The sequence below is a fragment of the Nocardiopsis mwathae genome, assembly GCF_014201195.1.
Lineage (GTDB): Bacteria > Actinomycetota > Actinomycetes > Streptosporangiales > Streptosporangiaceae > Nocardiopsis_C > Nocardiopsis_C mwathae.
In genome coordinates, this window is sequence record NZ_JACHDS010000001.1 from 798162 (window position 1) to 823461 (window position 25300).

Below are 25300 nucleotides of genomic sequence, written 5' to 3' on the forward strand. Positions count from 1 at the left end.
TGGGCCGTGATCGCCGGTATGTGCTCAGTCGAAGTCGGCGGCGTGGTCGGCCACCCACTGCCGGAACGTGCGCGCCGGTGTTCCCGTCACCTCCTCGACCGTTTCGGTGACCTCGCCGTCCTTCTCCGACATCGCGACGTAGGCACCGACCATGCTGTCGGCCTCATCGGCGGAGTAGCCCTGGGACACCATGTGGTCGCGCACGTCCTGCGGCGTCAGCTCGTTGAAGCCCACAGGGCGGTCGATCACCTCGCCGATGATCCGGACCTGATCCGCGGTGGTCACCGGCTCGGGGCCGGTGACCACGTACGTGCGCCCGGCGTGTCCCGCGGCCGTGAGTGCCTGCACCGCGACGCCGGCGATGTCGCGCTCGTGGATGACGGCCTTGCTGGCCTGCCCGAACGGTTCGCTCACCACCCCGTCCCGGCGGATATCGTCCGCCCACAGCAGGGCGTTGGCCGCGAAACCGCCCGGACGCACGAACGTCCACTCCGCGCCGCACCTCGCGATCGACCGCTCCACATCGGCGTGGAGGGCGTTGACCGGGTCCGACTGGTGTTCGAGGTCGTCACGGACCCCGGCCGACGACAGGTAGACGATGCGGCGCGCGCGGGCGGCGATGGCGGCGACGGCTTTGTCCGCGCCGTCGGATGAGGTGAACGATCACACCAGGAAGACCGACGCGCCGTCCGCATCGTCCGCGCCATCGAGCGCGGCGCGCAGGGACTCGGGGTCGGACAGGTCGCCCCGGACAACCTCCACGCCGCCGGGCAGGTCGGCGCCATCGGAGCCGCGGACCAGCGCGCGGACGGTGGTGCCCGGCCCGACCGCCCCCGGTTCCAGCAGCCCGCGCACGACTTCGCGCCCGACGTTCCCGGTCGCGCCGGTCACAAGGATGGTGTGCTGGTCGGCCATGGCCGCGTCCTTTCGGTCACGCCCGTGCCCCGGCGCGCGCCGCGATCACGGCGCGTGGGGCCGGGAGGGGGTTGGCGCGCCCAATGTGCCACACCCCGTCCCGCGGGTCACCCGAATTTCCTGCGCCCCAACGCCCCTCTCTGTTGATCTCGGAGATATTGGGGTTTCGCGGCCGTTTTTTGCCCCAGTATCTCCGAGATCAACGGAGGCAGGAGCGGGCTAGTGCCAGCCGAGGACTCCGGCCGGGGCCGGAAGGGACTCGGTGAGCCAGACCCAGCGGCCGTCGTTCTCGGTGAAGCGGCGCTGGATGGTGTCGACCTGGTCCAAGCGGACGCCGAGTACGGGGCGCCAATCGCCGGCCGCCCGGTCTTCCAGGTAGAGATTGTGCGCGTCGGTGCGGACGCGCAGGGCCTGCTCGGTGCGCAGGCTTCCGTCGGTCATACGGACGCGATACGTCGCCATCTGTCTTCTCCGTGGTGCTTCAAGCATGGGAGCGAGCGGAAGGAGCCCGGGCGTTCCGTGGAGTGGCGGCCCCGGAATCGGGGCGCGGAAAGGAGCGCCGAGACGCTGGGCGCGGTACGGCGCCCGCAGCACACTACCCTTACGTAAGGGAAGAATCGGCCACGCGCAGGCGAACGCACGGCCACACTCGGCGGGCGGTGCGGAGTACCGCGCCGATGAGGTGATGTCCCGCTCACTTCCGACGCTAGCGAAGACGGGCCTGCGGCGGGGGGAGAATCCCGTTTTCGTGCGCGTGTGTCGCGCCGGAACGGGCCGGGGTGAGCCGCGGCGGCACGATCTGATCGGCCCGGCCGCGGCGGACACAGGCTGTTCGTGTGGCCGCGACGGCGGCATCACCGCGGGAGGAGAGCCCCGGGGGGTGGCGCTACGCTGCCCGTTCCGCGACACAGGGAGGGGCTGTGAGCGTGCTCTCACATGCCTGAGGGGAGCGGAACTCTTACGCGGAGGTAGGGTTGCGTGTGGTTATCCCCCTGCGGAGGTTTTTCGCGCCTTTTCCTCCCCGCGGTTCCTTTCCCGCTGGTGATCGCCCTGGCCGCCGCACGGCCGGATGCGCGGCGGCGTCGCCGCGTCCGAGAACACGCTCCTGACGGGAGCACGCCCCGCCCGGGCGGCCATCGCCCCGTGCGACCGCCGACCCCCGTGGGGTGCCGCCTGCGCGACCGTCCGCCGACCGACCTGAGCTGATGCTGACTGACCTGGCCCGGCCCGACCGGGCAGGGCGGCAACGCCGCCCTGCAGCCGGCCGCCCGCATTGAGATGGGATCCATGACGACCTCGCAGACGACACCCCGGCGTCGGAGACCCACCATCCCGACCTTCTCGGTGATCCGCACCGAAGTGCTGGCCGGCCTGGTGGTCGCCCTCGCTCTCATCCCCGAGGCGATCTCGTTCTCGATCATCGCCGGCGTCGACCCCCGCGTCGGCCTCTTCGCGTCCTTCGTGATGGCCGTGTCGATCGCGTTCCTCGGCGGTCGCCCGGCGATGATCTCGGCGGCCACCGGCGCCATGGCGCTGGTCGTCGTGGACCTCGTCAAGGACCACGGCGTCGACTACCTGCTGGCCGCCACCATCCTCGCGGGCGTGTTCCAGGTGATCCTGGGGCTGCTCGGTGTCGCGAAGCTGATGCGGTTCGTCCCGCCCAGCGTGATGACCGGGTTCATCAACGCCCTGGCCATCCTCATCTTCCTTGCGCAGGTCCCGCACTTCTGGGGCGAGGGCTGGGCCGTCTACGCGATGATCGCCGGCGGCCTGGCGATCATCTTCCTGCTGCCGCGCTTCACCAAGGCCGTCCCGGCCCCGCTGGTGGCCATCGTCGTGCTCACCGGGATCGCCCTCGCCTCCGGGGCCAAGGTGCCCACGGTCGGCGATATGGGCTCCCTGCCCGACAGCCTGCCCGTCCCGTTCCTGCCGGACGTCCCCTTCAGCTGGGAGACCTTGCAGATCATCGCGCCGTACTCGCTCACGCTGGCGCTGGTGGGTCTGATGGAGTCGCTGATGACCGCCAAGGTCGTGGACGACATCACCGATACCCGCTCCGCCAAGAGCCGTGAGGCGCGCGGCCAGGGCTGGGCCAACATCCTCACCGGGTTCTTCGGCGGCATGGCGGGCTGCGCCATGATCGGCCAGACCATGATCAACGTGAAGTCCGGTGCCCGCACCCGGCTGTCCACCTTCCTCGCCGGTATGTTCCTGCTGATCCTGGTGGTGGTGCTGGGCGACGTTGTGGCGGCCATCCCGATGGCCGCCCTCGTCGCCGTGATGATCTTCGTGTCGATCGCGACCATGGACTGGCACAGCATCGCGCCGCGCACCATCAAGCGGCTGCCGTGGAGCGAGACGCTGGTCATGGTCGTGACGGTCGCCGTGGTCGTCGGTACCCACAACCTCGCCATCGGCGTGATCGCGGGATCGCTCACCTCGATCGTCATCTTCGCCCGTGGCGTCGCGCGCCTGTCGAACGTCACCAGCGTGCTCGACCCCGAGGGCGGCGTCCGCGTCTACTCGGTGCGCGGCGACCTGTTCTTCGCCTCCAGCAACGAGCTGGTCGGCGAGTTCGACTACAGCGAGGACGGCGTGAGCAAGGTCGTGATCGACCTGTCCCGCGCCCACATGTGGGACTCCTCGGCGGTGGCGGCGCTGGACCACGCCACCGACAAGTTCGCCGAGCACGGGATCGACGTCGAGATCACCGGCCTCAACGTGCCCAGCGAGGAGCTGCACAAGGAGCTCAGCGGCACGCTCAGCGGCCACTGAGCCGACCCGGCGGAGGCCCGATGCCGACGGCGGCGCGGCCCCGGAGGAAGTCGATTCCCTCCGGGGCCGCGCCCCTTCGCCACCCCGCCACCCCGCCGTCGTCGCGGTGGCGGCACGGCACGCCGGAGACGGTGGCCGTGGAACCGCTACGGGAGAACGCCGACGGCCGCGCCATGGTGCCCTCTCGGCGTGCCCCGGTGGTCATGGTGCGGCCGTCCGGCCCGGGCGCCCTGCCACCTCCCAGCCGGGACAGGCCCGGCTTCCGTCCTCGGAGGTGGTCGAGATGCGGGGTGCGTCTCCTCGCCCCTTGAATTCCGCGCGGCCGGTTCCGGCCGCGCGCTCAGCACGCTTCCTGCGGAGACGGGCACCCCGAGAGCCGTCCGGCCCTGGCGCTTCCTGCCCACAGCCTGCGGTGCCGCGGCTGGAATCGGGCTGGAAACGGGTTGGACTTCCGCGGGGGTGCTCGTCGATCCTGGTCACTGCCGTCCGGAGGCGACCCGGTAGCGTCATGCTCGCGGGAGTACCGGGTGAGGGTTGGCGTCCGGTTGGAGGGATTCCGGCCAGAGGGCACGGGATCCGTCGTCGAGGAGTGGACATGGAGTTCGAGGTTCTCGGAACGCTCGAAGTGCGAAGTCGCGAGGGCGGCGTGCGGTTGTCGCCCAAGATCGGGGGGCTGCTGGCCGCTCTGCTGTGCCGCCCGAACGTGATGATCTCCGAGGATCGGCTCGTCGAGGCGCTGTGGGAGGACACCCCGCCCAAGTCGGCGATCAAGAGCCTGCACGTCTACGTGCACCACCTCCGCCAGGCGCTGGGCGAATCGGGCCGGGTGGGCCGCGGCCCGGTGGGCTACCGGCTGATGACGGCGCCGGGCGAGGTCGACGCGGTCCGCTTCGAGGAGCTCGTGGATCAGGGGCGGCTCGCTCTGGCCGACGGGAACCCCGAGCGTGGCGGCGAGCTGCTGCGCGAGGGCTTGGCGCTGTGGCGGGGGCCGGCCTTCACCGGGCAGGACACCATGCCCCTGGTCCGGGAGGAGGCGGCCCGGCTCAACGAACTGCGGCAGGTCGTCGCCGAGGAGCGCTTCGACGCCGAACTTGCCTTGGGCCGCCACCGCGACGTCGCCGCCGAGCTGACCGCGCTGGTGTCCGAGTTCCCCTACCGCGAGCGCCTGCGCGCCCAGCTGATGACCGCGCTGTACCGGATGGGCAGGTCGACCGAGGCGCTGGAGGCCTACCGCGAGGGCCGCGACCTGCTCGTCGGCGAGCTCGGCCTGGAACCCGGGCGCGAACTGGTACGCCTGGAGCAGGCGATCCTCGCCAACGACCCGGAGCTGGAGGCGCCGCAACGGGTGGAGAACCGGGCGCCGCGGCCGCGGCGCGCCGACGGGGCGGTGGCCCGCGCGGGCGGCGGTGCGGGCGACGGCGGCGGTGCCCCCGCCCCCGCTTCCGCCGACGCCCACGGCGCTCCAGCGCGCCCGCACGCGGTCGCGCCGGTCCCGGCCCAGCTGCCGCCGGACATCGCCGACTTCACCGGGCGCCGCTCCCAGGTGGCGCAGCTCGGCTTCGGCCTGCACGGGGAGGATCCGGGGAGCAGGTCCGCCGACGCGGATCCGCTGCCCCCCTCGCCGATGGTGATCTCCGCGGTCGCCGGCATGGGCGGCGTCGGCAAGACCGCGCTCGCCGTGCACGTGGCCCACGAGCAGGCCCGCAACTTCCCCGACGGCCAGCTGTACGTCAACCTGCGCGGATCGGAGTCCTCGCCCGCGGACCCGGCGCAGGTGCTCTCCCGCTTCCTGCACGCGCTGGGCATCGAGGGCGGTGTGGTGCCCGACGGGCTGGAGGAGCGCGCCGCGCTCTACCGCAGCCGCCTGGCCGACCGCAGAGTGCTGGTGGTCCTCGACAACGCGGCCTCCGAGCGGCAGGTGCGCCCGCTGCTCCCCGGCACACCCGGGTGCGCGGTGCTCATCACCAGCAGGGCGCGCCTGACCGGGCTGGAGGGCGCCCGGCTCATCGACCTCGACGTGTTCGAGCCGCAGCAGGCCGTCGCCCTGCTCGCCGCGATCGCCGGGGCGGAGCGGGTGGCGGCGGAGCCCGCCGCCGCCGAGGAGATCGTCCGGCTGTGCGCCCACACCCCGCTGGCGGTGCGCATCGCCGGGGCGCGACTGGCCGGGCGCCCGCAGTGGAGCCTGGCCCGCATGGCGCGGCTGCTGGGCGACGAACAGCGCCGTCTGGACGAGCTCGCCACCGGTGACCTGGCGGTACGCGCCAGCTTCGAGCTCAGCTACGCCGGGCTGACCGAAGGGACCCGCAGGGCGTTCCGGCTGATGAGCACCCTGGAGGTGCCCGACTTCGCGGCGTGGGCGGTGGCCGCCCTGCTCGACGACGGCCTGGAGCGGGCCGAGGACCACATCGAGGCCCTGGTGGACGCCCAGCTCCTCACCATCGCCGAGACCGACGCCACCGGCCGCCTCCGCTACCGCATGCACGACCTCGTGCGGCTGTTCGGCCGCGACCGGGCCGAGGCCGAGGACAGCGCCGAGGACCGCGCCGCCGCCCAGCAGCGCGCCTTCGGTGCCTGGCTGTGGCTGGCCGAGCAGGGCACGGAGTACGTCCCCGGGCCCTGCTACGCGACCATGCACGGCCTTGCGCCCCGGTGGCCGCTGCCGTCGGACGAGGCCACCGAGCTGCTCACCGACCCCATGGCCTGGTTCGACGCCGAGTGGGCCGCGATGTCGGCGGCCGCCCTGCAGGCGTGCGGGCTGGAGCTCGACGAACTGGCCTGGGACCTGGCCGGGTGCCTGGCGAAGTACTTCGACGTGCGCGGCAGGTTCGACGACTGGCGCCGCACGCACGAGCCGGCCCTCGCGCTGTGCCGCCGGACGGGGAACAAGCGCGGGGAGGCGGTCCTCTGGCGCGGTCTCACCGACCTGCAGACCTGGTCCAGCACCCAGCGCAGCGGCGACGCCATGGCGGAGATGTACGACCAGTCCCAGCAGATGCTGGACCTGTTCCAGGAGGTCGGCGACAAGCGCGGGATGTCCGACGCTCTGGTCATGCGGACCTGGGGGTTGGTCTCCCAGGGCAAGTCCCGCGAGGCCATGGACTCGGCGGAGGCGGCCCTGGACCTGGCGGAGGCGGTCGACTACCTCGGCGGCCGGGCCCGCGCCTACCACGTGATGGCCATCGTCGACCACGAGGAGAAGCGCTACGAGGACGCCCTGGGCCACATGACCAAGACCCTGGAGCTCGCGCGGCTGCTCGGCAACCCCCGCTTCGAGGCCACCGCCCTGCAGTTCCTCGGCGCCGCGCAGTGCCTGACCGGCGACGTGGCCAACGGCCGCGACAACCTGCTGCGCTCACTCGACATGGCGCGGGCGCTGGAGGACCGCTACTCCGAGGTGTTCTCCCTGCTCTACCTCACCCGGTTGTACATCGCGGTGGGCGACCCCGACGCCCTGCCCACGGCGCTGATCGCGGCCGAGCACAGCCGCCGCAACGGCATGGACCACCACCTGGCCGACGCGCTCACCCTCCTCGGCGACATCCAGCTGGCCGACGGACACACCGAGCAGGCCGTCGCCAGCCTGGAGGAGGCGGTCCCGCTGTGGCGCACCCGCGGCTGGCACTCCTTCCTCGCCCCTGCCCTGCGCTCCCTGGCGCAGGCCTACGAGGCCACCGGCCGGCAGGCCGCGGCGGCGGAGGTCCGCCGCGAAGCCGACGGCCTCACCCGCGAACCCGTCGCCGACCACTGACCCCGCCTCTTCCGTTGATCTCCGAGATATCGGGGTGGAAATCGCCTGGGAGGCCCCGATATCCCCGAGATCGACGGAAGGGATCAGTGCGGCAGGTAGGGGGCGAGCTCCGGTTCGGTGGGGGGTCGGGCGCCGTGGCGGGTGCAGGTGACGGCGGCGGCCGCGCCTGCTGTGGTCAGGAGGGTGCGCAGGTCCGGCTCGCCCAGGTCGGCGACGGCGTCGGGGGTGACGTCGAGCCGGGAGAGCGTGTGCAGCAGGGCGCCCATGAAGGTGTCGCCCGCGCCGATGGTGTCCGTGACCTGCACCGCGGGGGCGGGAACGGCCAGGTCGCACCGCCGGGTGAAGGCGCGGGCGCCCTTGGCCCCGGCGGTCACGACGACCAGGGAGGCGCCGTCGGCCAGCAGCCGCCGGGCCGCCCCCTCCTCATCGTGGTCGGGATGCAGCGTCCGCAGGTCCTCGTCGCTGGCCTTGACCAGGTGGCTGAGGGCCGCCAGGCGCCGATGGCGGGCGCGGGCCCGCTCGGGCGGGCCGATCACGGCCGGGCGCACGTTCGGGTCGAAGCCGAGGACCAGGCGGCCGCGGTCGCGCTCCCGGGCCAGCAGCCGCTCGACCGCTTCGGCACCGGGGGAGCGGAACGCCGCGACCGACCCGACACACAGCAGCCGCACCGACTCCGGCGGCTGAGCGGCGAGTTCGGCGTCGCTCCACTGCCAGTCGGCGGCTCCGTCCATCCAGAAGTCGTAGCGGGCCTGGCCGTCGGCGCCGAGTGAGGTCAACGCGAGCGCCGAGGGCTCGGCGGCCGCCACCGCGCGGTCGAGCCCGATCCCCTCGGCCGCGAGCCGGTCGCGCATCGCCGCGCCGAACCCGTCTGCGCCGAACCGGCCCATGAACGCGGTGGGGGTACCCAGCCGGGCGGCGGCGACCGCGATGTTGGCGGGGCCGCCGCCGGGAACCGCCCGGTACACCCCGGGTTCCTCCCCGTGGGGGAGGAGGTCCATCACGTTCTCGCCGAGGACCGCCAGGCGGGGCGCGTCGGGTCCGTGGGTCGGGGGTGCGGTCACCGGGTCTCCTCACGTCGTGCCGCCTGCTGCGGGGCGGGGCCGCCCACCCCGCCGCCGAGCGCCGAGACGAAGGACGCGGCGGGCGGGAAGCAGGGCAGGATCGCGGTCTGGAAGGCATGGTAGATGTCGGGCTTGCCGACCCAGACGGTGGAGGCGGGGGTGTTGTCCGGGCCGAGTTCGTGGTGCCAGCTCCCGTCGCGCCGGTCGGTGAAGTGCCGTTCGGCGTAGTCCCACCACACGCGGTACCAGTGCGCGTAGCGGGCCTCGGCGGTGCGCCGGTACAGCGTGGCCGCGGCGGAGATCGCCTCGGTGACGACCCAGTGCATCCGCTCCCGGACCACCGGGGTGTCGTCCCAGTCGTGGGTGTAGACGAAGCCGGGGGCACCGTCGACGTCCCAGCCGCGGCGGACGGCGGCGTCGAACAGCGCGGCGGCGTCGACCGGGAGCCAGGCGGGCGCGGCGGGGCCGAGGGCGAGTTCGAGCTGGACCAGGAGGCGCGCCCATTCGAGCAGGTGCCCGACGGTCACGCCGTAGGGGCGGAAGGGGTGGGCGCGCTCGGCGGTGTTGTAGTCCAGGACCGGTCGCCAGTCGGCGGTGAAGTGCTCGGGCAGCCGCCAGTCGTGGGCCGCGGCGACCTCGTGCACGACGAACCGGGCGATATCCAGCGCCCGGTCGAGCCAGGCGCGGTCCCCGGTGGCGTCGGCGGTGGCGAGGAACGCCTCGACCAGGTGCATGTGGCTGTTGGCGCCCCGGTAGTCCTCCGGGGCGGCCCAGGCGCGGTCCCAGCTCTCCTGGTAGCGGCCGGTGGAGCCGTCGCCGAACCGTTCTTCGATGACGGCGGCCGCCTCCTCCAGCAGCTCCCGACCGCCCTCGCGCCCGGCGGCGGCCGCCGATGCCGCGGAGAGCAGGACGAAGGCGTGGTCGTAGGCGGATTTGGCGGTTCCTTCGGGCCGCCCGTCGGTGCCCAGTCCGGCGTACCAGCCGCCGTGCTCGGCGTCGCGCAGCGGGCCGCGCAGCGCCCGGACGCCGTGGTCGGCGAGAGGGCCGGTGCCGGGCACCCCCATCAGGTCGGCCAGCGCGAAGACGTGCGTCATCCGGCAGGTGATCCAGGTGGGGGTGCCGTGGGCGGGCAGGAGCGCGCCGCGGTCGTCGAGCCAGCCGAAGCCGTCGGCCGGGCGCTGGGCGTGGGCGGCGAACGACAGCAGGCGCAGCGCCTCGGAACGCAGCCACTCCCGGTGGAACGGCAGGTCGGGCCAGGGATGCCGCATGGTCGGTGAACTCCTTCGTTCGGCGTGGGCCGGCAGGGCGGTGGGGTCGGCGGGTAGCGGTCAGGCGGGCGGCGGGGCGGTGCTCTCGCGGATGGTCAGCTCGGGCACGCTGAACTCGACGTCACCGGGCGGTTCACCGTCGATCAGGGCGAGCAGTCGCTCCGCGGCGGTGGCGCCGAACCCGGACGCGTCCCGGGAGAGCGTGGTGAGGGTCGGGTGGGTCACCCGGCACAGGGTGGAGTCCTCCCAGGCCACGATCGACACGTCGGTGGGCACTGCCAGCCCGGACTGGCGCGCGACCGACATCCCGGCCACGGCCATGACGTCGTTGTCGTAGACGATCGCGGTGGGGCGCTCGGGCGACGACAGCAGGGAGCGGGTGGCGCGCGCCCCCTCGGTGTCGCTGAAGTCGGTGGTGACCGCGGCCGGGCCGGTGCGGGAGCCCGCGGAGGTGCGGGTGGCCGCACGGAAGGCGGCGGATCGCCGCTCGGTGTGCAGCAGGCCGGACGGGCCGGACACGTGCCCGATGCGCTCGTGGCCCAGGCCGCGCAGGTGGGTGACGATGCGGGTCATGGCGCGCGCGTCGTCGATCCAGACCCCGGGCAGGATGCCCGCGGGGTCGGGGCCTCCGGCGAGCAGGGCGGGCATGCCCAGCGCGCGCAGGGCGGCCGGGCGGGGGTCGGCGGTGCGCGGATCGACCAGCAGTACGCCGTCGACCCGGCGCTCGGCCCACCACCGCCGGTACAGGCCGATCTCCGCCTCGACGTCTTCGACCAGGTGGAGGAGGAGCGCGTTGGCGCGCTCGGACAGCGCGGCCTGGATACCCGAGATCAGCTGCATGAAGAACGGTTCCACACCCAGGGTGCGGGCGGGGCGGGCGACGACCAGGCCGACGGCTCCGGCGCGCTGGGCCGACAGTGCGCGGGCGGCGGTGTTGGGCTGCCAGCCCAGCGCGTCGGCGGCGGCGAGGATGCGCTGCCGCGTGGGTTCGGAGACACCCGGTCGGCCGTTGAGCGCGAACGAGACGGCGGCCGAGGAGACGCCGGCGCGCCGCGCGATGTCGGCGATCGTGGGGCGTCGCACTGCTGCCGTCTCCTTCGCGGTGGTGGGGCGGTTGGCGCTTCCGGGGGCGGTGGAGGGGGCGGCGAAACGCGTTTATTAACCGGTTCAGTGGGCGGCCGCTCCCGCGCCTTCTCCGCCAGGGAAGTGTACCCCCGGTGCTCCGCGGGCGGGGGCGCGGACGGCCTTCGGACGCCTGGCCAGGCGCTCGTGGGAAATGTCGGATACCCGTATTGACGCATCGCCGACGATGGTTCATGTTCGTCGTTGAGCGTGGATACTTAAGCGGTTTACCACCCCCACCGCCGCATGCGGGAACCGCTTTTCGGGTGCACGGCGGTCCCGCGGGGGCGGCGCACCGTCCGCCGACACCGCGCTCCCTGACCGAGGAGGCTGTGCCTGCCATGCGCATCCGCGACCTTGCGAGCACCGGCGCCCTGGCCCTCGCCGCCCTCCTGGCGGCGTCCGGCTGCGGGATCGGCGGCGCCGGGGACGACACCCCCGCCCTCCAGGGCGAGGTCACCGGCGAGGCCGACGGTGAGATCACCTTCCAGACCTGGAACCTGAAGGCCGACTACGACGACTACTTCACCGCTCTCATCGCGGCGTTCGAGGAGGAGCACCCCGGGGCCGCGGTGAGGTGGCTGGACCAGCCGGCCGAGGGGTATGCGGAGAAGCTCAGCGTCGACGCGGCCGCCGGCGAGCTGCCCGACGTCGTCAACGTCGCGCCCGACCTGGTGCACCCGCTGGCCGAGGCCGGGCTGGTCCTCGACCTCGACCGGGCGCGGCCCGGTGCGGCCGGGGCCTACCTGCCCGACGCCTGGGCCGGGTTCACCATGCCGGGCGGTTCCGGCACCTACGCCTACCCGTGGTACCTCAACACCGGCCCGATCTTCTACAACCGCGCGCTGTTCGAGCGCGCCGGGCTCGACCCCGACGCCCCTCCGGCCACCTACGACGAGCTGTTCGAGCAGGCCGTCGCGATGGCGGAGGCCACCGACGGCGAGGTCGCCATGCTCGGCCAGACCCCCGGCATCGTCGACCTGGGACTGTACGGATCGGAGCCGATGAACCCCGAGGGCACCGAGTTCACCTTCAACGACGCGGCCGCGGTGGAGCTCGTCGGGCACTACAAGGACATGTACGACGCCGGGGCGCTGGTCCCCGAAGCACTCACCCAGGACTACACCGGAAGCGGTGAGCAGTTCATGAGCGGGGCCATCGCCTGGGCCCCGGGCAGCGCCTACGACCTGGCCAACTTCCGGACCAACGCGCCCACCCTCTACGAGAACGTCGGCATCACCGGCGTCCTCACCAACACCGGCCAGGCTCACATGTACCTGCAGGGCCTGGCGGTCTCCGCCCGCACGGCCGAGCCCGCGACCGCCGCCGCCTTCGCCGAGTTCGTGACCGACGCGGCCAACCAGGAGGCGTTCGCCCGCGAAGTGCAGATCTTCCCGAGCACGGCCGGTTCGCTCGACGACCCCTACTTCACCGAGGACGACGGCACCGACGAGTCCCGGGTCCGTGTGGCGGCGGCCGAGCAACTGGCCACCGCCACCAGCTACACGCCGGTGCGGTTCAGCGACCAGATGCAGAACATCCTGCGCAACGAGATCGCCCTGGCGATGCTGGGCGACAAGACGCCGCAGGAGGCGCTCGACGCGGCCGTCGAGGAGAGCAACGCCCTCCTCGGCACGGACTGAGTGGGCGGCGATGGCGGTTCTGCGCGCCTCAGCGGCAGCCCGGTCGGCTGCGGGGACCGCGGCCGGGACGTCGGGACGTCGGACGTCGGCGCGGCGCCGGGGGCCGCGGATGCAGGCGGCCCCCACGCCGTGGCTGTTCCTGCTGCCCGGGCTCGCCGCCTGCGTCGTCTTCAGCCTCTACCCGTTCCTCAACACCGTCGCCCTGGCGTTCACCGACGCCCGCACCATCAGCCCCGGCGGCTTCACCGGCCTGGACAACTTCGCCCGCATGGCCGACGACCCGCGGTTCTGGCTGGCGCTGCGCAACGGCACGCTCTATGTCATCGGCGTCGTGCCGCCGCTGGTGCTCCTTCCGCTGCTGCTGGCACTGCTGGTGCGCGACAAGGGACCGGGCATCGGGTTCTTCCGCACCGCCTTCTACACCCCGGTGATCGCCTCGGCCGTGGTGGTCGGGCTGATCTGGACCTGGCTGCTGGACAGCCGCGGCCTGGTCAACGGCACCCTGCAGGCGCTGGGTGTGCTGAGCCGCCCCATCCCCTTCCTCACCGACGAGTGGCTGCTGCTGGCCAGTGCCATGGCCGTCACCATCTGGAAGGGGCTCGGCTACTACATGATCATCTACCTGGCCACCCTCGGCCGCGTCCCCCAAGAGCTGCACGAGGCCGCCCAGGTCGACGGCGCCGGAGCCGTCCGCCGCTTCCTGGTCGTCACCCTGCCTGCGATGCGCACCACCATGACGCTCATCGCGGCGCTCAGCGCCGTCTCGGCGTTCCGCGTCTTCACCGAGATCTTCATCCTCTCCGGCGACACCGCCGGTCCCGGCGGCCGCGACATCACCCTGGTGATGCTGATCCGCGAGGTCAGCTCCGGCCTCGACGGCCACGTCGGCTACGGCGCGGCGCTCAGCCTGGTGCTGTTCGGCCTCACCCTGGGCCTGCTGCTGTCCGTGCTGCGCCTGCAGGCCGGGCGGAAGGGCCCCCGATGAGCACGACCGCAACCCGCCGCGCGGCCACCTCCCCGGCCGGGTCCGCACCGCCGCCGCGGCGCCGCGTGGCCCGGCGCCGCCTGGGGCGCCGCACCCGCGTCGCCCTGCGCTACGGGCTGCTCGTGCTCATCATGGCGATCAGCATCGGCCCCTTCCTGTGGCAGCTGTCCACCGCGCTCAAGGGCATCGGCGAGGACATCTACGCCAGCCCGCCCCGGTTCCTGCCCGACGACCCCACGCTGGGCAACTTCGTGCGCGTCGGCGAGGTCCTGCCGGTGTGGGGGTACGTGTGGAACTCCGTGCGCGTCGCGCTGGCCACCGTCGTCCTCAACGTCGTCGGCGCCTCGCTGGCCGGGTACGCGCTGGCCCGGCTGCGGTTCCGCGGCCGCAAGGCCGCCCTGGCCGTGTTCGTGCTGGCGCTGCTGGTGCCCGGCGAGGCCATCATGGTCGCGCTGTTCCTGATGATGCGGTCGGTCAGCCTCAACGACTCCCTGGTCGCGGTCGTCCTGCCCGGCATGGTGGGCGCCCTCAACGTGCTGCTGATGTACAACGCCTTCCTCGCCCAGGCCGCCCAGATCGACGAGGCCGCGATGATCGACGGCGCCAACGCCTGGCAGCGCTTCACCCTGGTGGCGCTGCCGTCGGTCAAGGGCACGATCGCGGTCGTGGCGATCTTCGCGTTCATGGGGGCCTGGGACGACTTCCTGTGGCCGCTGATCGTGCTCAGCGACCCCGCCAACTACACCCTCACCATCGGCCTCAACTACCTCAAGGGGACCTTCGTCGGCGACCAGCGGCTGATCGCCGCCGGCACCGTCATCGCCGTCGCCCCGCTGATCCTGCTCTTCCTCACCCTGCAGCGCTACTTCTTCCGCGGCGTCAACGAAGGGGCCATCAAAGGATGACGGACGCGAACGCACGCGCCACCACCGCCCGCGCTCTGCCGGGGGCCGCCTCCGGGCGGCCGCGGTTCGGGGCGAACTACACGCCCACCCGCGGCTGGTTCCACCACTGGCTGGACTTCGACGCCGGCGAGGTCCGCGCCGACCTCGAATCGATCGCCGCACTGGGCCTCGACCACGTCCGGGTCTTCCCGGTGTGGCCGGTGTTCCAGCCCCACCGCACCCTCATCCGGCCCCGCGCCGTCGAGCAGCTGCTGTGCCTGGCCGACACCGCCGCCGAGTGCGGGCTCGACGTCGCCGTCGACGGCATCCAGGGGCACCTGTCCGGGTTCGACTTCCTGCCCGCGTGGGTGCGCACCTGGCGGCGCCGCAACCTCTTCACCGACCCCGAGGCGGTCGGCGGCGCCGAGTCCTACCTGCGCACGCTGGCCGCCGCCCTGGCCGATCGGCCCAACTTCCTCGGCATGACCGTCGGCAACGAGGTCAACCAGTTCTCCGACGAGGAGCACCCCGACCCCGACCGCGTCGACGCCGCGGGCGCGGCGGTGTGGCTGGACCGCATGCTGGCGGCGTGCGAGGACGCCGCCCCCGGCCGCTTCCACGTGCACGCCGCCGACGACAAGGCCTGGTACCGCGACGGCCACCCCTTCACCCCCGGGCACGCCGCGGGGCTCGGCGCCGCCACCGCCGTGCACTCCTGGGTGTTCAACGGGACGGCGCAGCGCTACGGCCCCGACCACTCCGCCACCCTCCACCACGCCGAGTACCTGGTGGAGCTGGCCGCGGCGTGGTCACCCGAGCCGGGGCGGCCTGTGTGGCTGCAGGAAGTGGGCGCGCCCCGGCCGCACATCCCGCCCGCCGCGGCCGCCGACTTCGCCGAGGCCACCGTCGGCAACGCCGCGACGTGCGCGGACCTGTGCGCGGTGACGTGGTGGTGCTCGCACGACGTCGACCGCGCCCTCGCCGACTTCGCCGAGCTGGAGTACGACCTCGGCCTGCTCACCGTGGACCGCGAGGTCAAACCGGCCGGGCGGCGGCTCGCCCGCCTCGTCGGGGAGCTGCGCGCCCACCCGCCGGCCCCCGCCCCGCGCACGCTCGCCGTGGCGTTCGACCCCGGTGACCCGGCCACCGCGCCGCGCCGCTCCACCGGTGCACCCGGCGGTACGGCGTTCGACGCCTGGGTGCGCCTGGCCGCGTCGGGTACCCGCGCCGCACTGGTCCGCGCCGACCGCGCCGCCGATGCCGCCCACCTCACGGCCCGCGGCATCGGCGAGGTCGTCACCCCCGAGCAGGTCATGACCTGACCGAGCAGGAGAAGGAGGAACCGGACGTGGACATCCCCCGCCACCCCGCCCGCCCGACCCGTGCGCAGCCCCGGCCCACGCGCCGCGGCGTGCTCGCCGCCGGAGCACTCACCGCGCTCGCCGCCGCTTCCGGCCCGCCCCTCGGCGCCCGCCCGGCGGCGGGTGCCGAGGGCTCGCCCGCGCCGGCGGCCCGTCCCGAGGCCGCCTACTGGTTCCCCGACTCCCTGCCCGACGGGCGGCCCGGCGAGGGCGTCGTGTGGCGCAGCCTCCTCGACTACTCCCCGCCGGACGACCCCGACCTGCCCTACAACACCGCCACCGTCCCCCGGGCCGAGCGCATCACCCCGGTCGCACCGCACCCCGGCGCCCCCGCCGGGGGAGCGCGGGTGCAGTCGCTGGTCTCCTTCGCTCCGACCTCCGCCAACCCCAGCCAGGGCGGGCCGGGAGCCCGCTACTACGCCTTCACCCACTGGGCCTACCTGGAGGAGCTGGTGTTCTGGGGCGGCTCCTCCTACGAGGGGCTGATCCTGGCGCCCAACGCCCCCGTCGTCGACGCGGCGCACCGCAACGGCGTCCCGGTCCTGGGCACCGTGTTCCTCCCGCCCGTCGCCTACGGCGGCGACCTGCGCTGGACCCGCGACCTCGTGCGGTGGGACGCGGCCGCCGAGACCTATCCCGTCGCCGACAAGCTCATCGAGGTCGCCGAGGCCTACGGCTTCGACGGCTGGTTCGTCAACGCCGAGACCGGCGGCGGCGACACCGCCCTGGCCGACGCGGTGCGCGGCTTCCTGCGCCACCTGCGCGCCACCTCGGACCTGCGCATCACCTGGTACGACGCCATGACCACCAGCGGCGCCGTCGTCTGGCAGAACCGGCTCAGCGACGCCAATGAGCCCTTCTTCCACGACGCCGGGCAGCCGGTCGCCCACACCATGTTCCTCAACTTCGGCTGGACCGCCGCCGGGCTCGCCGACTCCGCCGCGCGGGCCACCGCACTCGGCCGCGACCCGCACGAGCTATGGGCCGGGATCGACGTCGAGGCGCGCGGCCACCACACCCCCGTCGACTGGGACGCGCTGTTCGGCGCCGACCCCGCCGGGGCCACGTCGATCGGGTTCTACCGGCCCGAGTGGACGCACACCTCCACACCCGAGGACGCGGGGCCGGGGGAGTTCCACCGCCGCGACGACCGCTTCTGGACCGGCCCCACCGGCGACCCGGGCGCCCCCGACCACGCCGACCCCTGGCCTGGGGTCGCCTCCCGCGTGGCCGACCGGTGCGCCGTCGTGGCCGCGCCCTTCGCCACCGCGTTCTGCACCGGCCACGGGACGTGCTACGCGGTGGAGGGCCGCGTCGCCTCGGAGCGGCCCTGGCACCACCTGGGCGTGCAGGACGTCCTTCCGCCCCGGCGCTGGAGCCGTCGCGGCGGTGGCGCCGCGGTGTCCTTCGACTTCGATACGCCCTTCCACGGCGGGAACTCCCTGCTCGTCGAGCCGGTCACCGCGACGCCGGTGGAAATCGACCTGTATCCGGTCCGGTCGGTGGTCGAGGAGGGTACGGACACTGTTGTGGAACTCGTGCACGGCGGTGATCCCGGGGTGGCCGTGGAACTGGCCGCCGCCTGGGCCGGTCCCGAGCGGCCGGGCGAACCGCCGCCCTATGAGTACCTGACGGCCCCGGCCGAGCCCATCGACGGCACCGCGTGGTTCCGCAGCGTCTTCCCCCTGGCCACGGACCCACGGCGGACGCTGCGCGCGCTCGGCGTCCGCCTCCGGGCGCAGAGCGTGGGGGAGCCCGCCGGGGGAGCGCGGCCACGGTGGCGGCTGGGGAGGCTCCGGCTCGGCCCGCGCACCGGGCACCCGCCCGGTCGGCCGCGCGCCCCGCGCGCGGAGGCGGCGCACACCGGCCCCGACGGCTCCGCCGCGCTGCGGCTCCGGTGGTCGGCCGTCGACGGAGCCCGGCACTACGAGATCTTCCAGGCAGCGCCGGACGGCCCCAGGGAGCTCCTCGGTGCCACCGCGAGCACCGCCTTCCACGTGACCGGGGTGCGCCGCCACCCGGGGGAGCGCTCGGCACGGCTGGAGATCCGCGCGGTCGGCCGCGACCACCGCCGATCCGCCCCCGCCGTCCTCCACCACCCCTGGTGACCGCGGTGCCCGGCCCGGAAGCGAGCGACGATCGAAAGAGGTGGACATGCACGACGACCGCAGGCTCGTCGAGGACCGAGTCACCCGGGTCCTCGACGAGCGCATCCGCCCCGCCGTCTACCCCGAGACGACCCCCCTGGAGATCGGCCGCTGGGACGCCCCCGGGGAGCCGGTGCCGGTGGCGACCGGGCTGTCGGCCCCCTACACGGCCGCGTCGGTCGGCGAGCTGTGGGGGCCGCCCTGGGCCACCACCTGGTTCCGGCTGCGCGGCGAAGTCCCCGCCCCGTGGGCGGGGCACACGGTCGAGGCCGTGATCGACCTCGGCTTCGACGAGCGCATGCCCGGCTTCCAGTGCGAGGGCCTGGCCTACACGGCCGACGGCGCCGCGGTGAAAGGGCTCAGCCCGCGCAACCGGTGGCTGCGGGTCGGCTCCCCGGCCCGCGCCGGGCAGTGGGTGGAGTACTACGTGGAGGCGGCGGCCAACCCCGTCGTCCTGGGAGTCCCGCCGTTCCGGCCCACCGAGCTCGGCGACCGCGGCACCGCCCACGACCGCCCGCTGTACGCGGTGCGCGGCGCCGAACTGGCGGTGTTCGACGCCACTGTGTGGGAGCTCGTCCAGGACATGGAAGTCCTCGACCAGCTCATGCGCGAGCTGCCGGTGGACTCCCCGCGCCGCTGGGAGCTGCTGCGCGCACTGGAGCGCGCGCTCGACGCGGTCGACCTGCAGGACGTCAACGCGACGGCCGCCCGCGCCCGGCAGGAGCTGGCCCCCGCCCTGGCCGCGCCCGCGCACGACAGCGCGCACCGCGTCTCGGCCGTCGGGCACGCCCACATCGACTCCGCCTGGCTGTGGCCACTGCGCGAAACCGTCCGCAAGGTCGCCCGCACCACCGCCAACGTCACCGCGCTGATGGACGACCACCCCGGGTTCCTGTTCGCGATGTCCCAGGCCCAGCAGCTGGACTGGATCAAGGAGCACCGCCCCGAGGTCTACGGGCGGGTCACCGAGCAGGTGTCACGGGGCCGCTTCCTGCCGGTCGGCGGCATGTGGGTGGAAGCCGACACCAACATGCCCGGCTCCGAGGCGCTGGCCCGGCAGTTCGTCCTGGGCAAGCGGTTCTTCGCCGACGAGTTCGGGATCGACACCCGCGAGGTGTGGCTACCCGACAGCTTCGGCTACTCCGCCGCGCTGCCGCAGATCGTGAAGCTGTCGGGGTCGGAGTTCTTCCTCACCCAGAAGATCTCGTGGAACCAGCAGAACCCCTTCCCGCACCACACCTTCTGGTGGGAGGGCATCGACGGCACCCGCGTCTTCACCCACTTCCCACCCGCCGACACCTACAACTCCGAGCTGTCGGGCCGGGAGATGGCACACGCCCAGCGCAACTACCGGGAGAAGGGAGCGGGCAGGAGCTCGCTGGTCCCCTTCGGCTGGGGCGACGGCGGGGGCGGTCCGACCCGCGAGATGCTGGCCCGCGCCGAGCGCCTGCGCGACCTGGAGGGGTCGCCGCGGGTCGAGATCGAGCGCCCGGCCGACTTCTTCGCCCGGGCGCGCGAGGAGTACCCCGACGCGCCGGTGTGGTGCGGCGAGCTCTACCTGGAGCTGCACCGCGCCACCTACACCAGCCAGGCCCTCACCAAGCAGGGCAACCGGCGCAGCGAGCACCTCCTGCGCGAGGCCGAGCTGTGGGCGTCGACGGCGGCGGTGCGCACCGGGGCGGACTACCCCTACCAGCGTCTGGAGCGGGTGTGGCGCACCGTCCTGCTGCACCAGTTCCACGACATCCTGCCGGGCACCTCGATCGCGTGGGTGCACCGGGAGGCCGCGCGGACCTACGCCGCCGTCGCCACCGAGCTCACCGAGATCATCGACGGTGCGCAGCGCGCCCTCCTCGCTCCGCCGCCGACCGGTGCGGGCGGCGACGGTGCGGAACCCGCGCCCCGCACCGTTTTCAACGCCGCTCCGCACGAGCGCAACGGGGTCCCCGCGCTCGGCGCCGGGCCTGCGGCCCCGGCCGCGGGGCGGGTGCACCACACCCGCGAGGACGGCGGCCACGTCCTGGACAACGGGCTGATCCGGGTCGCCGTCGACGCCGACGGTCTGCTGGCCTCGGTGCTGGACCTGCGGGAGGGGCGGGAGGCGCTGGCCCCGGGCACGCGCGGCAACCTGCTCCAGCTCCACCCGGACTTCCCCAACATGTGGGACGCCTGGGACGTCGACTCCTTCTACCGCAACACCGTGGTGGACCTGGTCGACGCCGAGGAGGTCGCGGTCGAGACCGCGCCGGACGGCGGTGCGGCGGTGCGCGTCCGGCGCGGCTGCGGCCGCTCCTCGGTCACCCAGACGCTCACCGTCCGGCCGGGCACGCGGCGGCTCGACATCGTCACCGAGGTGGACTGGCGGGAGACCGAGAAGTTCCTCAAGGCCGCCTTCCCGCTGGACGTGCGCGCCGCCGACGCCGCCTCGGAGATCCAGTTCGGGCACGTGCGCCGCCCGACGCACACCAACACCTCGTGGGACGCCGCGAAGTTCGAGACGTGCGCGCACCGCTGGATCCACGTGGGTGAACCCGGCTACGGGCACGCGGTGGTCAACGACTCCACCTACGGCCACGACGTGACGCGCGACGTCCGGCCCGACGGCGGGACGACCACGACCGTCCGGCTGTCCCTGCTGCGCGCACCGCGGTTCCCCGACCCCCGCACCGACCATGGGGTCCACCGCTTCGCCTACGCGCTGGTACCCGGCGCGGAGGTGGGCGACGCGGTGCGCGAGGGGTACCGGATCAACCTGCCCGAGCGGGCGCTTCCGGGGGCCGCCGAGGTTCGGCCGCTGGTCGCCGTGGACCATCCGGGTGTCGTCGTGGAGGCGGTGAAGCTGGCCGAGGACCGCTCCGGCGACGTGGTGGTCCGGATGTACGAGTCGCGGGGGAGCCGGGCCCGCGCCGAGGTCGGGTTCGGTTTCCCCGCCGGCCGCGCCACCCGCGTCGACCTCCTGGAGCGGCCTCTGCCGGACGCCCCCGAACCGGAGGACACCGGAGGCGGGGTCCGGCTCGCGCTGCGCCCCTTCGAGATCGCCACCCTGCGCATACCGCGCACCGTCCCCTGACCTCGTCCCTTCCCCTGCTCCTCCGAGATCATCGGAGGAGCAGGGCGGTCGGGGTGGGTGGAGGGGACGGGCTCCCCACCACCCGTCGGCGGTGTCGGGTCAGGAGACGGGCAGGGGAGCGGGGAGCGGAACGGGGTGTTCCTCCTCCTCGTCGATCTGCTCCTGCACCTTCTCGGTGAGGTTCTCCTCATCGGCGGTGTCCGGGGCGTCCAGGTCCGGGAAGGGCGCACCGGGGCAGGTCGTCGCGCTTCCGGGCAGGATGCCGTCGATCAGGTAGTCGTCGATCTGCTCGGTGACGCAGTCGTAGCCCGGAATGCCGTAGTAGCCGTGGTTGCTGTCGTCCTCCACGATGATGAGGCTGTCGCGCAGGCGCTGGGCCATGGCCGGCCCGCCCTCATAGGCGGTCTGGGTGTCGTAGTGGCTCTGGACCACGACACCCGTCGGGTAGCCGTCGCGCTTCAGCTCCACCGGCTTCTCGGCCGGGGTGTAGGAGCGGAACGTGCACGGGTCGGGAGCGGAGAGCATCGCCCCCATCCCGTAGGGGTGCTCGGCGGCGTACTCGCGCATGTCGGCGTAGTACGCGCCGAGCCCCGTGGGCCAGTCGGCCTCGCACCGGACGGTGGCGAAGGTGGACGGGGAGAACGCGGAGTCGTCGGCGAATCGGTCGCGGCTCGCGGCGAGGCGCAGCGCACCCGCGTCGGCCGCCTCCCGGACCTGGGCGTCGTCGCCGTCGCGCAGGCCGCCGATGAACGCGGCGAGGACGTCCCATTCCCCCTGGTCGCGGTTGAGCAGTGCCACGGCCATGTCGAAGGACGATCGGTCGAAGTCGTCGATCGGGTCGTCGTGCAACCGCTGGGCGACGTCCTCCATCGACCGGAACACCGCCTCGGAGGTGTCGCCCAGACCGAGCTTGTCGTCGTTCTCCGCGGCCCACCGGGTGAAGCGTTCCACGTTCTCCGTGTGCGCGCGGGACATGGCCAGCCAGGTGTCGCGCCAGATGCGGTCGGGGTGGATCGAGGAGTCCAGGACGCTGCGGTCGAGTTTCTCCGGGAAGAGGCTGCCGTAGACGGCGCCGAGGTAGGTGCCGTAGGAGTAGCCGAGGTAGTTGGCCTTGTCCTCGCCGAGTACGCCGCGGATCACGTCCATGTCGCGGGCGGTGTTGGCGGTGGTGATGTGCGGCCGTAGGGAACCGCCCGTGCGGTCGCAGCCCGCCTCCGTTCGGCGTGCGGCCTCGGTGAAGTTGTGCAGCTGCCCGGCGGTCGGCCGGGTGGGCAGTTCCAGGTCGTCGAGGTCGGGAACGGAGCACTGGATCCGGGTGGACTCGCCGATTCCGCGCGGGTCGAAGCCGATGAGGTCGTAGACCTCGCCGATCTTCTGCCCGCGGAGGAACGCGGCCATGCCTAGGCCGGATCCGCCCGGTCCGCCGGGGTTGGCCAGCAGGATGCCGCGTCGGCCGTCCTCATCGGTGGCGCGGTGCCGGGAGACGGCGATCCGGATCCGCTCGCCCCTGGGGTTCGCGTAGTCCATGGGGACGGTGATCCTGGCGCATTCCAGGTCGTCGAGCCCCTCGCCGGTGCACGGCTTCCAAGCGGGTTCCTGGTCGTAGAAGCGCTGCAGTTCGGGGGAGACGGTGCCGGCCGTGTCAGCGGTGCCGGCGGTGTCGGCCGCGGCGGGCGGCACGGCGACGAGGACGCCGGTCAGGGCGGCCACTCCGACCATGCTCACGGCGGTGCGCATCCGTCCGCCGGTCCATGTGTGGGGGTTCACAGCCTGCCTTTCGGAGGTGGGGGCGGCCCGGTGCCGGTGTGCGGCGGCAGCGGGCCGGAGTCGGCATGACGGCGAAGACCCTAGAAATCGGGGCGACGGTTACGGAACTGACAAAAGTCATAGATCAATCAACTGGCCAAATGTGGACAACTTTCCCTGTTGCCCCATGGGTGCCGTGGCGGGTGGGGTGCGCGGGCGTGATGGGGGGGTAGATGGGCGGGTATAGACGTTAGGTGGCGAAATGCCTACGTTGGGTAGCTGTTCGGGCTTCGGAGCGGATGTGAGAAAAGCACCGTGACCGGGAAGGGCAACCGCACGTCGCACGGATCGGGGATCGGCGGATGGAGAGGCTGCGGAAGCGCGGGCTGCGGGTCGTCGTGGCGGTCCTGGCCGCCGTGGCCGTCGTGGGCGGTGCGGTGGCGGCGGTGGGGCTCTGGCGGCTGGCCGCCTACGACGGCAATATCGACCGGATCCAGGGGGCGCTGCCCGACGGCGGGGTGGGCGGGACCGCCGACCCCGGGGACACCTGGCTGCTGGTGGGGTCCGACCTGCGCGGCGCGTCCACGCCCACCAAGTGGCGGCCCGGCGAGGCGAACGCCGACACCGTCATCGTGCTGCACGCCCCCGAGGGAGCCGAGCGCGCCCACCTGATCTCCATCCCCCGCGACGCCTGGGTGTACGTCCCCGGCCACGGGCCCGACCGGCTCTCCCGCGCTTTCCGCGAGGGCGGCCCCCGGCTGCTCGTGGAGGTCGTCCAGCGGGAGACCGGGGTGACCATCGACCACTTCGCCGCGGTGGACTTCGAGGGGTTCGAGCGGATGACCGACGCTCTCGGCGGTGTCGAGGTGAGCATCACCGACCCGGTCTACGACCCGAGCAACGGCTGGTACTGGCCTGCCGGGGCCAACCGGATGGACGGCGCGCAGGCGCTGCGCTTCGTCCGCGAGCGCAAGGGGCTGCCCGAGGGCGACCAGGACCGGATCAAGCGCCAGCAGGCCTTCCTCAAGGCGATGGCCGCCGAGGCGACCAGCGCGGACCTGCTCGCCGACCCGGTGCGCCTCGACGCCTTCCTGGACGCGGCCAGCGCTTCCCTGGCCGTGGACGAGCGCGTGGGCATGACCACGCTGCGCGCCATGGGCGCGCGCCTCGCCGGTGTCGGCCCCGAGGGGCTCGTTTTCGTCAGCCTGCCCATCGGGTCCACCGGCTGGATCGACGGAAAGAACGTCGCCTTTCTCGACCAGGAGGTGAAGCGGGGGGTGTTCGCCGCGCTGCGCGAGGGGACCCTGGAGGCTTACGTCGCCGAGTTCGGCCTGGAGAACGCCGTGGACGAGGTGCGCTGAGGCCGCTGGTGCACGGATACCGGAACAGATAGATCCGAATCACATTCGGGAATGGCCCTCCGGCCCCCGGTGTTGGTGCGGGGGTGATGCCGTCCGGTCGGTGCCGACCACGGCGCCGGCGCCCGCGCGTCCGGCGGTCCGGGTCCGCCGTCCCACCGCGAAGCTGGAGGACCCATGTCCACGAACGCCGCCTCGACCCCCTCGACCACCCGCGAGTGGCAGCTCGCCGCCCGCCCGGCAGGGTGGCCCACGGACGACGACTTCCGACTCGTCGAGCGCGAGCTTCCCGAACTCGCGCCCGGCGAGGTGCGGGTGCGCAACACCTACATGTCCGTCGACCCCTACATGCGCGGCCGGATGAACGACGTCAAGTCCTACACGCCCCCGTTCCGGCTGGACGAGGCGATGACCGGCGGCGCCGTCGGCGAGGTCGTCGCCTCACGATCCGATGACCTGGCGGTCGGCGACACCGTGCTGCACTTCCAGGGATGGCGCACGCTGGCCCAGGGCAAGGCCGCCGACTTCCACCGGGTGCCCGACGTCCCGGGCGTGCCCGAGTCGGTCTTCCTGCACGCGCTGGGAATGACCGGGCTGACCGCCTACGTCGGCCTGCTCGACATCGCCGAGTTCCGGGAAGGCGACACCGTCTTCGTCTCCGGTGCGGCCGGGGCCGTGGGCACCATGGTCGGGCAGATCGCCCGGCTCAAGGGGGCCGGGCGGGTCATCGGCTCGGCCGGGTCGCCGGCCAAGGTCGAGCTGCTCACCGAGCGCTACGGCTACGACGCCGCGTTCGACTACAAGGACGGCGATGTCGCCGAGCAGCTGGCCCAGGCCGCTCCCGAGGGCATCGACGTGTACTTCGACAACGTCGGCGGCGACCACCTGGAGGCCGCGCTGCGGTCGTTCAACAAGGGCGGGCGCGCCGCGCTGTGCGGGATGATCTCGATGTACAACGCCACCGAGCCGGAGCCGGCGCCGCACAACCTCTTCATGGCCATCGGCAAGGGCCTCACCCTGCGCGGTTTCATCGTCGGCAACCACTACGACCGCTTCGACGCGTTCGCCGCCGAGGTCGGCGCGTGGCTGGCCACGGGCGAGCTGGTCTACGACGAGACCGTCGTCGACGGCATCGAGCAGGCGCGCGACGCCTTCCTGGACATGCTGCGCGGCGCCAACGTCGGCAAGATGCTGGTCCGCGTCGGCTGACCCGGTCT

Annotated in this window: 16 protein-coding genes and 1 pseudogene; 10 read left to right on the forward strand and 7 right to left on the reverse strand. The window is 73.3% G+C overall.

Annotation, left to right across the window (positions count from 1 at the left end; genetic code table 11):
• Positions 1-24: 24 nt before the first annotated feature.
• Both HNR23_RS03040 and HNR23_RS03045 read right to left on the reverse strand, forming a co-directional pair.
• Positions 25-915 (reverse strand): annotated as a pseudogene (locus HNR23_RS03040) (SDR family oxidoreductase).
• Between the two features lie 219 nt (positions 916-1134).
• On the reverse strand, positions 1135-1377 hold the full coding sequence (locus tag HNR23_RS03045; RefSeq protein ID WP_184073257.1) for a hypothetical protein: 243 nt from the start codon (positions 1375-1377) through the stop codon (positions 1135-1137).
• Between the two features lie 816 nt (positions 1378-2193).
• Between HNR23_RS03045 and HNR23_RS03050 the strand changes: the two genes are divergently transcribed.
• The gene (locus HNR23_RS03050) at positions 2194-3690 is read left to right on the forward strand and encodes a SulP family inorganic anion transporter (protein WP_394353736.1); all 1497 of its coding nucleotides are present in this window, start codon (positions 2194-2196) and stop codon (positions 3688-3690) included.
• On the opposite strand, the gene HNR23_RS03055 is transcribed toward HNR23_RS03050, so the two are convergent.
• Positions 3677-3895: a hypothetical protein gene (locus tag HNR23_RS03055; protein WP_184073261.1), complete on the reverse strand. Its 219-nt coding sequence runs from the start codon at positions 3893-3895 to the stop codon at positions 3677-3679. The two genes, HNR23_RS03050 and HNR23_RS03055, sit on opposite strands and share 14 nt — an antisense overlap.
• Positions 3896-4285: 390 nt before the next feature.
• Here HNR23_RS03055 and HNR23_RS03060 point away from each other — a divergent pair, with 390 nt between their 5' ends.
• A complete protein-coding gene (locus HNR23_RS03060) occupies positions 4286-7438 on the forward strand; it encodes an AfsR/SARP family transcriptional regulator (protein WP_184073263.1) in 3153 nt (1050 codons plus the stop codon).
• Between the two features lie 83 nt (positions 7439-7521).
• Here HNR23_RS03060 and HNR23_RS03065 read toward each other — a convergent pair whose 3' ends face one another.
• Genes HNR23_RS03065 through HNR23_RS03075 form a run of 3 tightly spaced genes read right to left on the reverse strand, consistent with a single transcriptional unit; the run spans position 7522 to position 10850 of the window.
• Positions 7522-8499 carry a carbohydrate kinase family protein gene (locus tag HNR23_RS03065; protein WP_343070404.1) on the reverse strand — a complete coding sequence of 326 codons (978 nt, stop codon included), beginning with the start codon at positions 8497-8499 and terminating at the stop codon, positions 7522-7524.
• Positions 8496-9767 (reverse strand): AGE family epimerase/isomerase, encoded by a 1272-nt coding sequence (locus HNR23_RS03070; RefSeq protein WP_184073265.1) that lies wholly within the window; start codon positions 9765-9767, stop codon positions 8496-8498. The genes HNR23_RS03065 and HNR23_RS03070 overlap by 4 nt, the downstream gene beginning before the upstream one ends.
• A gap of 60 nt (positions 9768-9827) precedes the next feature.
• Positions 9828-10850 (reverse strand): substrate-binding domain-containing protein, encoded by a 1023-nt coding sequence (locus tag HNR23_RS03075; RefSeq protein ID WP_184073267.1) that lies wholly within the window; start codon positions 10848-10850, stop codon positions 9828-9830.
• 380 nt (positions 10851-11230) lie between these two features.
• Between HNR23_RS03075 and HNR23_RS03080 the strand changes: the two genes are divergently transcribed.
• From HNR23_RS03080 to HNR23_RS03105, 6 genes are all read left to right on the forward strand, one after another.
• On the forward strand, positions 11231-12532 hold the full coding sequence (locus HNR23_RS03080; RefSeq protein WP_184073269.1) for an extracellular solute-binding protein: 1302 nt from the start codon (positions 11231-11233) through the stop codon (positions 12530-12532).
• A 109-nt stretch (positions 12533-12641) separates the two neighbouring features.
• On the forward strand, positions 12642-13517 hold the full coding sequence (locus tag HNR23_RS03085) for a carbohydrate ABC transporter permease (RefSeq protein ID WP_184073271.1): 876 nt from the start codon (positions 12642-12644) through the stop codon (positions 13515-13517).
• Complete coding sequence (locus HNR23_RS03090; RefSeq protein ID WP_184073273.1) at positions 13514-14422, forward strand: carbohydrate ABC transporter permease; 909 nt, start codon at positions 13514-13516, stop codon at positions 14420-14422. The genes HNR23_RS03085 and HNR23_RS03090 overlap by 4 nt, the downstream gene beginning before the upstream one ends.
• The gene (locus HNR23_RS03095; RefSeq protein WP_246421550.1) at positions 14419-15723 is read left to right on the forward strand and encodes a glycoside hydrolase 5 family protein; all 1305 of its coding nucleotides are present in this window, start codon (positions 14419-14421) and stop codon (positions 15721-15723) included. Before HNR23_RS03090 ends, HNR23_RS03095 begins: the two co-directional genes overlap by 4 nt.
• A 26-nt stretch (positions 15724-15749) precedes the next feature.
• Positions 15750-17870 carry an endo-beta-N-acetylglucosaminidase gene (locus tag HNR23_RS03100; protein ID WP_221308013.1) on the forward strand — a complete coding sequence of 707 codons (2121 nt, stop codon included), beginning with the start codon at positions 15750-15752 and terminating at the stop codon, positions 17868-17870.
• A gap of 46 nt (positions 17871-17916) precedes the next feature.
• Positions 17917-20979: an alpha-mannosidase gene (locus tag HNR23_RS03105; RefSeq protein ID WP_184079791.1), complete on the forward strand. Its 3063-nt coding sequence runs from the start codon at positions 17917-17919 to the stop codon at positions 20977-20979.
• Between the two features lie 99 nt (positions 20980-21078).
• On the opposite strand, the gene HNR23_RS03110 is transcribed toward HNR23_RS03105, so the two are convergent.
• A complete protein-coding gene (locus tag HNR23_RS03110; RefSeq protein ID WP_246421927.1) occupies positions 21079-22698 on the reverse strand; it encodes an alpha/beta fold hydrolase in 1620 nt (539 codons plus the stop codon).
• 389 nt (positions 22699-23087) lie between these two features.
• On the opposite strand from HNR23_RS03110, the gene HNR23_RS03115 reads away from it, so the two are divergent.
• Positions 23088-24086 (forward strand): LCP family protein, encoded by a 999-nt coding sequence (locus HNR23_RS03115; RefSeq protein WP_221308014.1) that lies wholly within the window; start codon positions 23088-23090, stop codon positions 24084-24086.
• Positions 24087-24260: 174 nt separating this feature from the next.
• Positions 24261-25292 (forward strand): NADP-dependent oxidoreductase, encoded by a 1032-nt coding sequence (locus HNR23_RS03120; protein ID WP_184073277.1) that lies wholly within the window; start codon positions 24261-24263, stop codon positions 25290-25292.
• Positions 25293-25300: the final 8 nt, after the last annotated feature.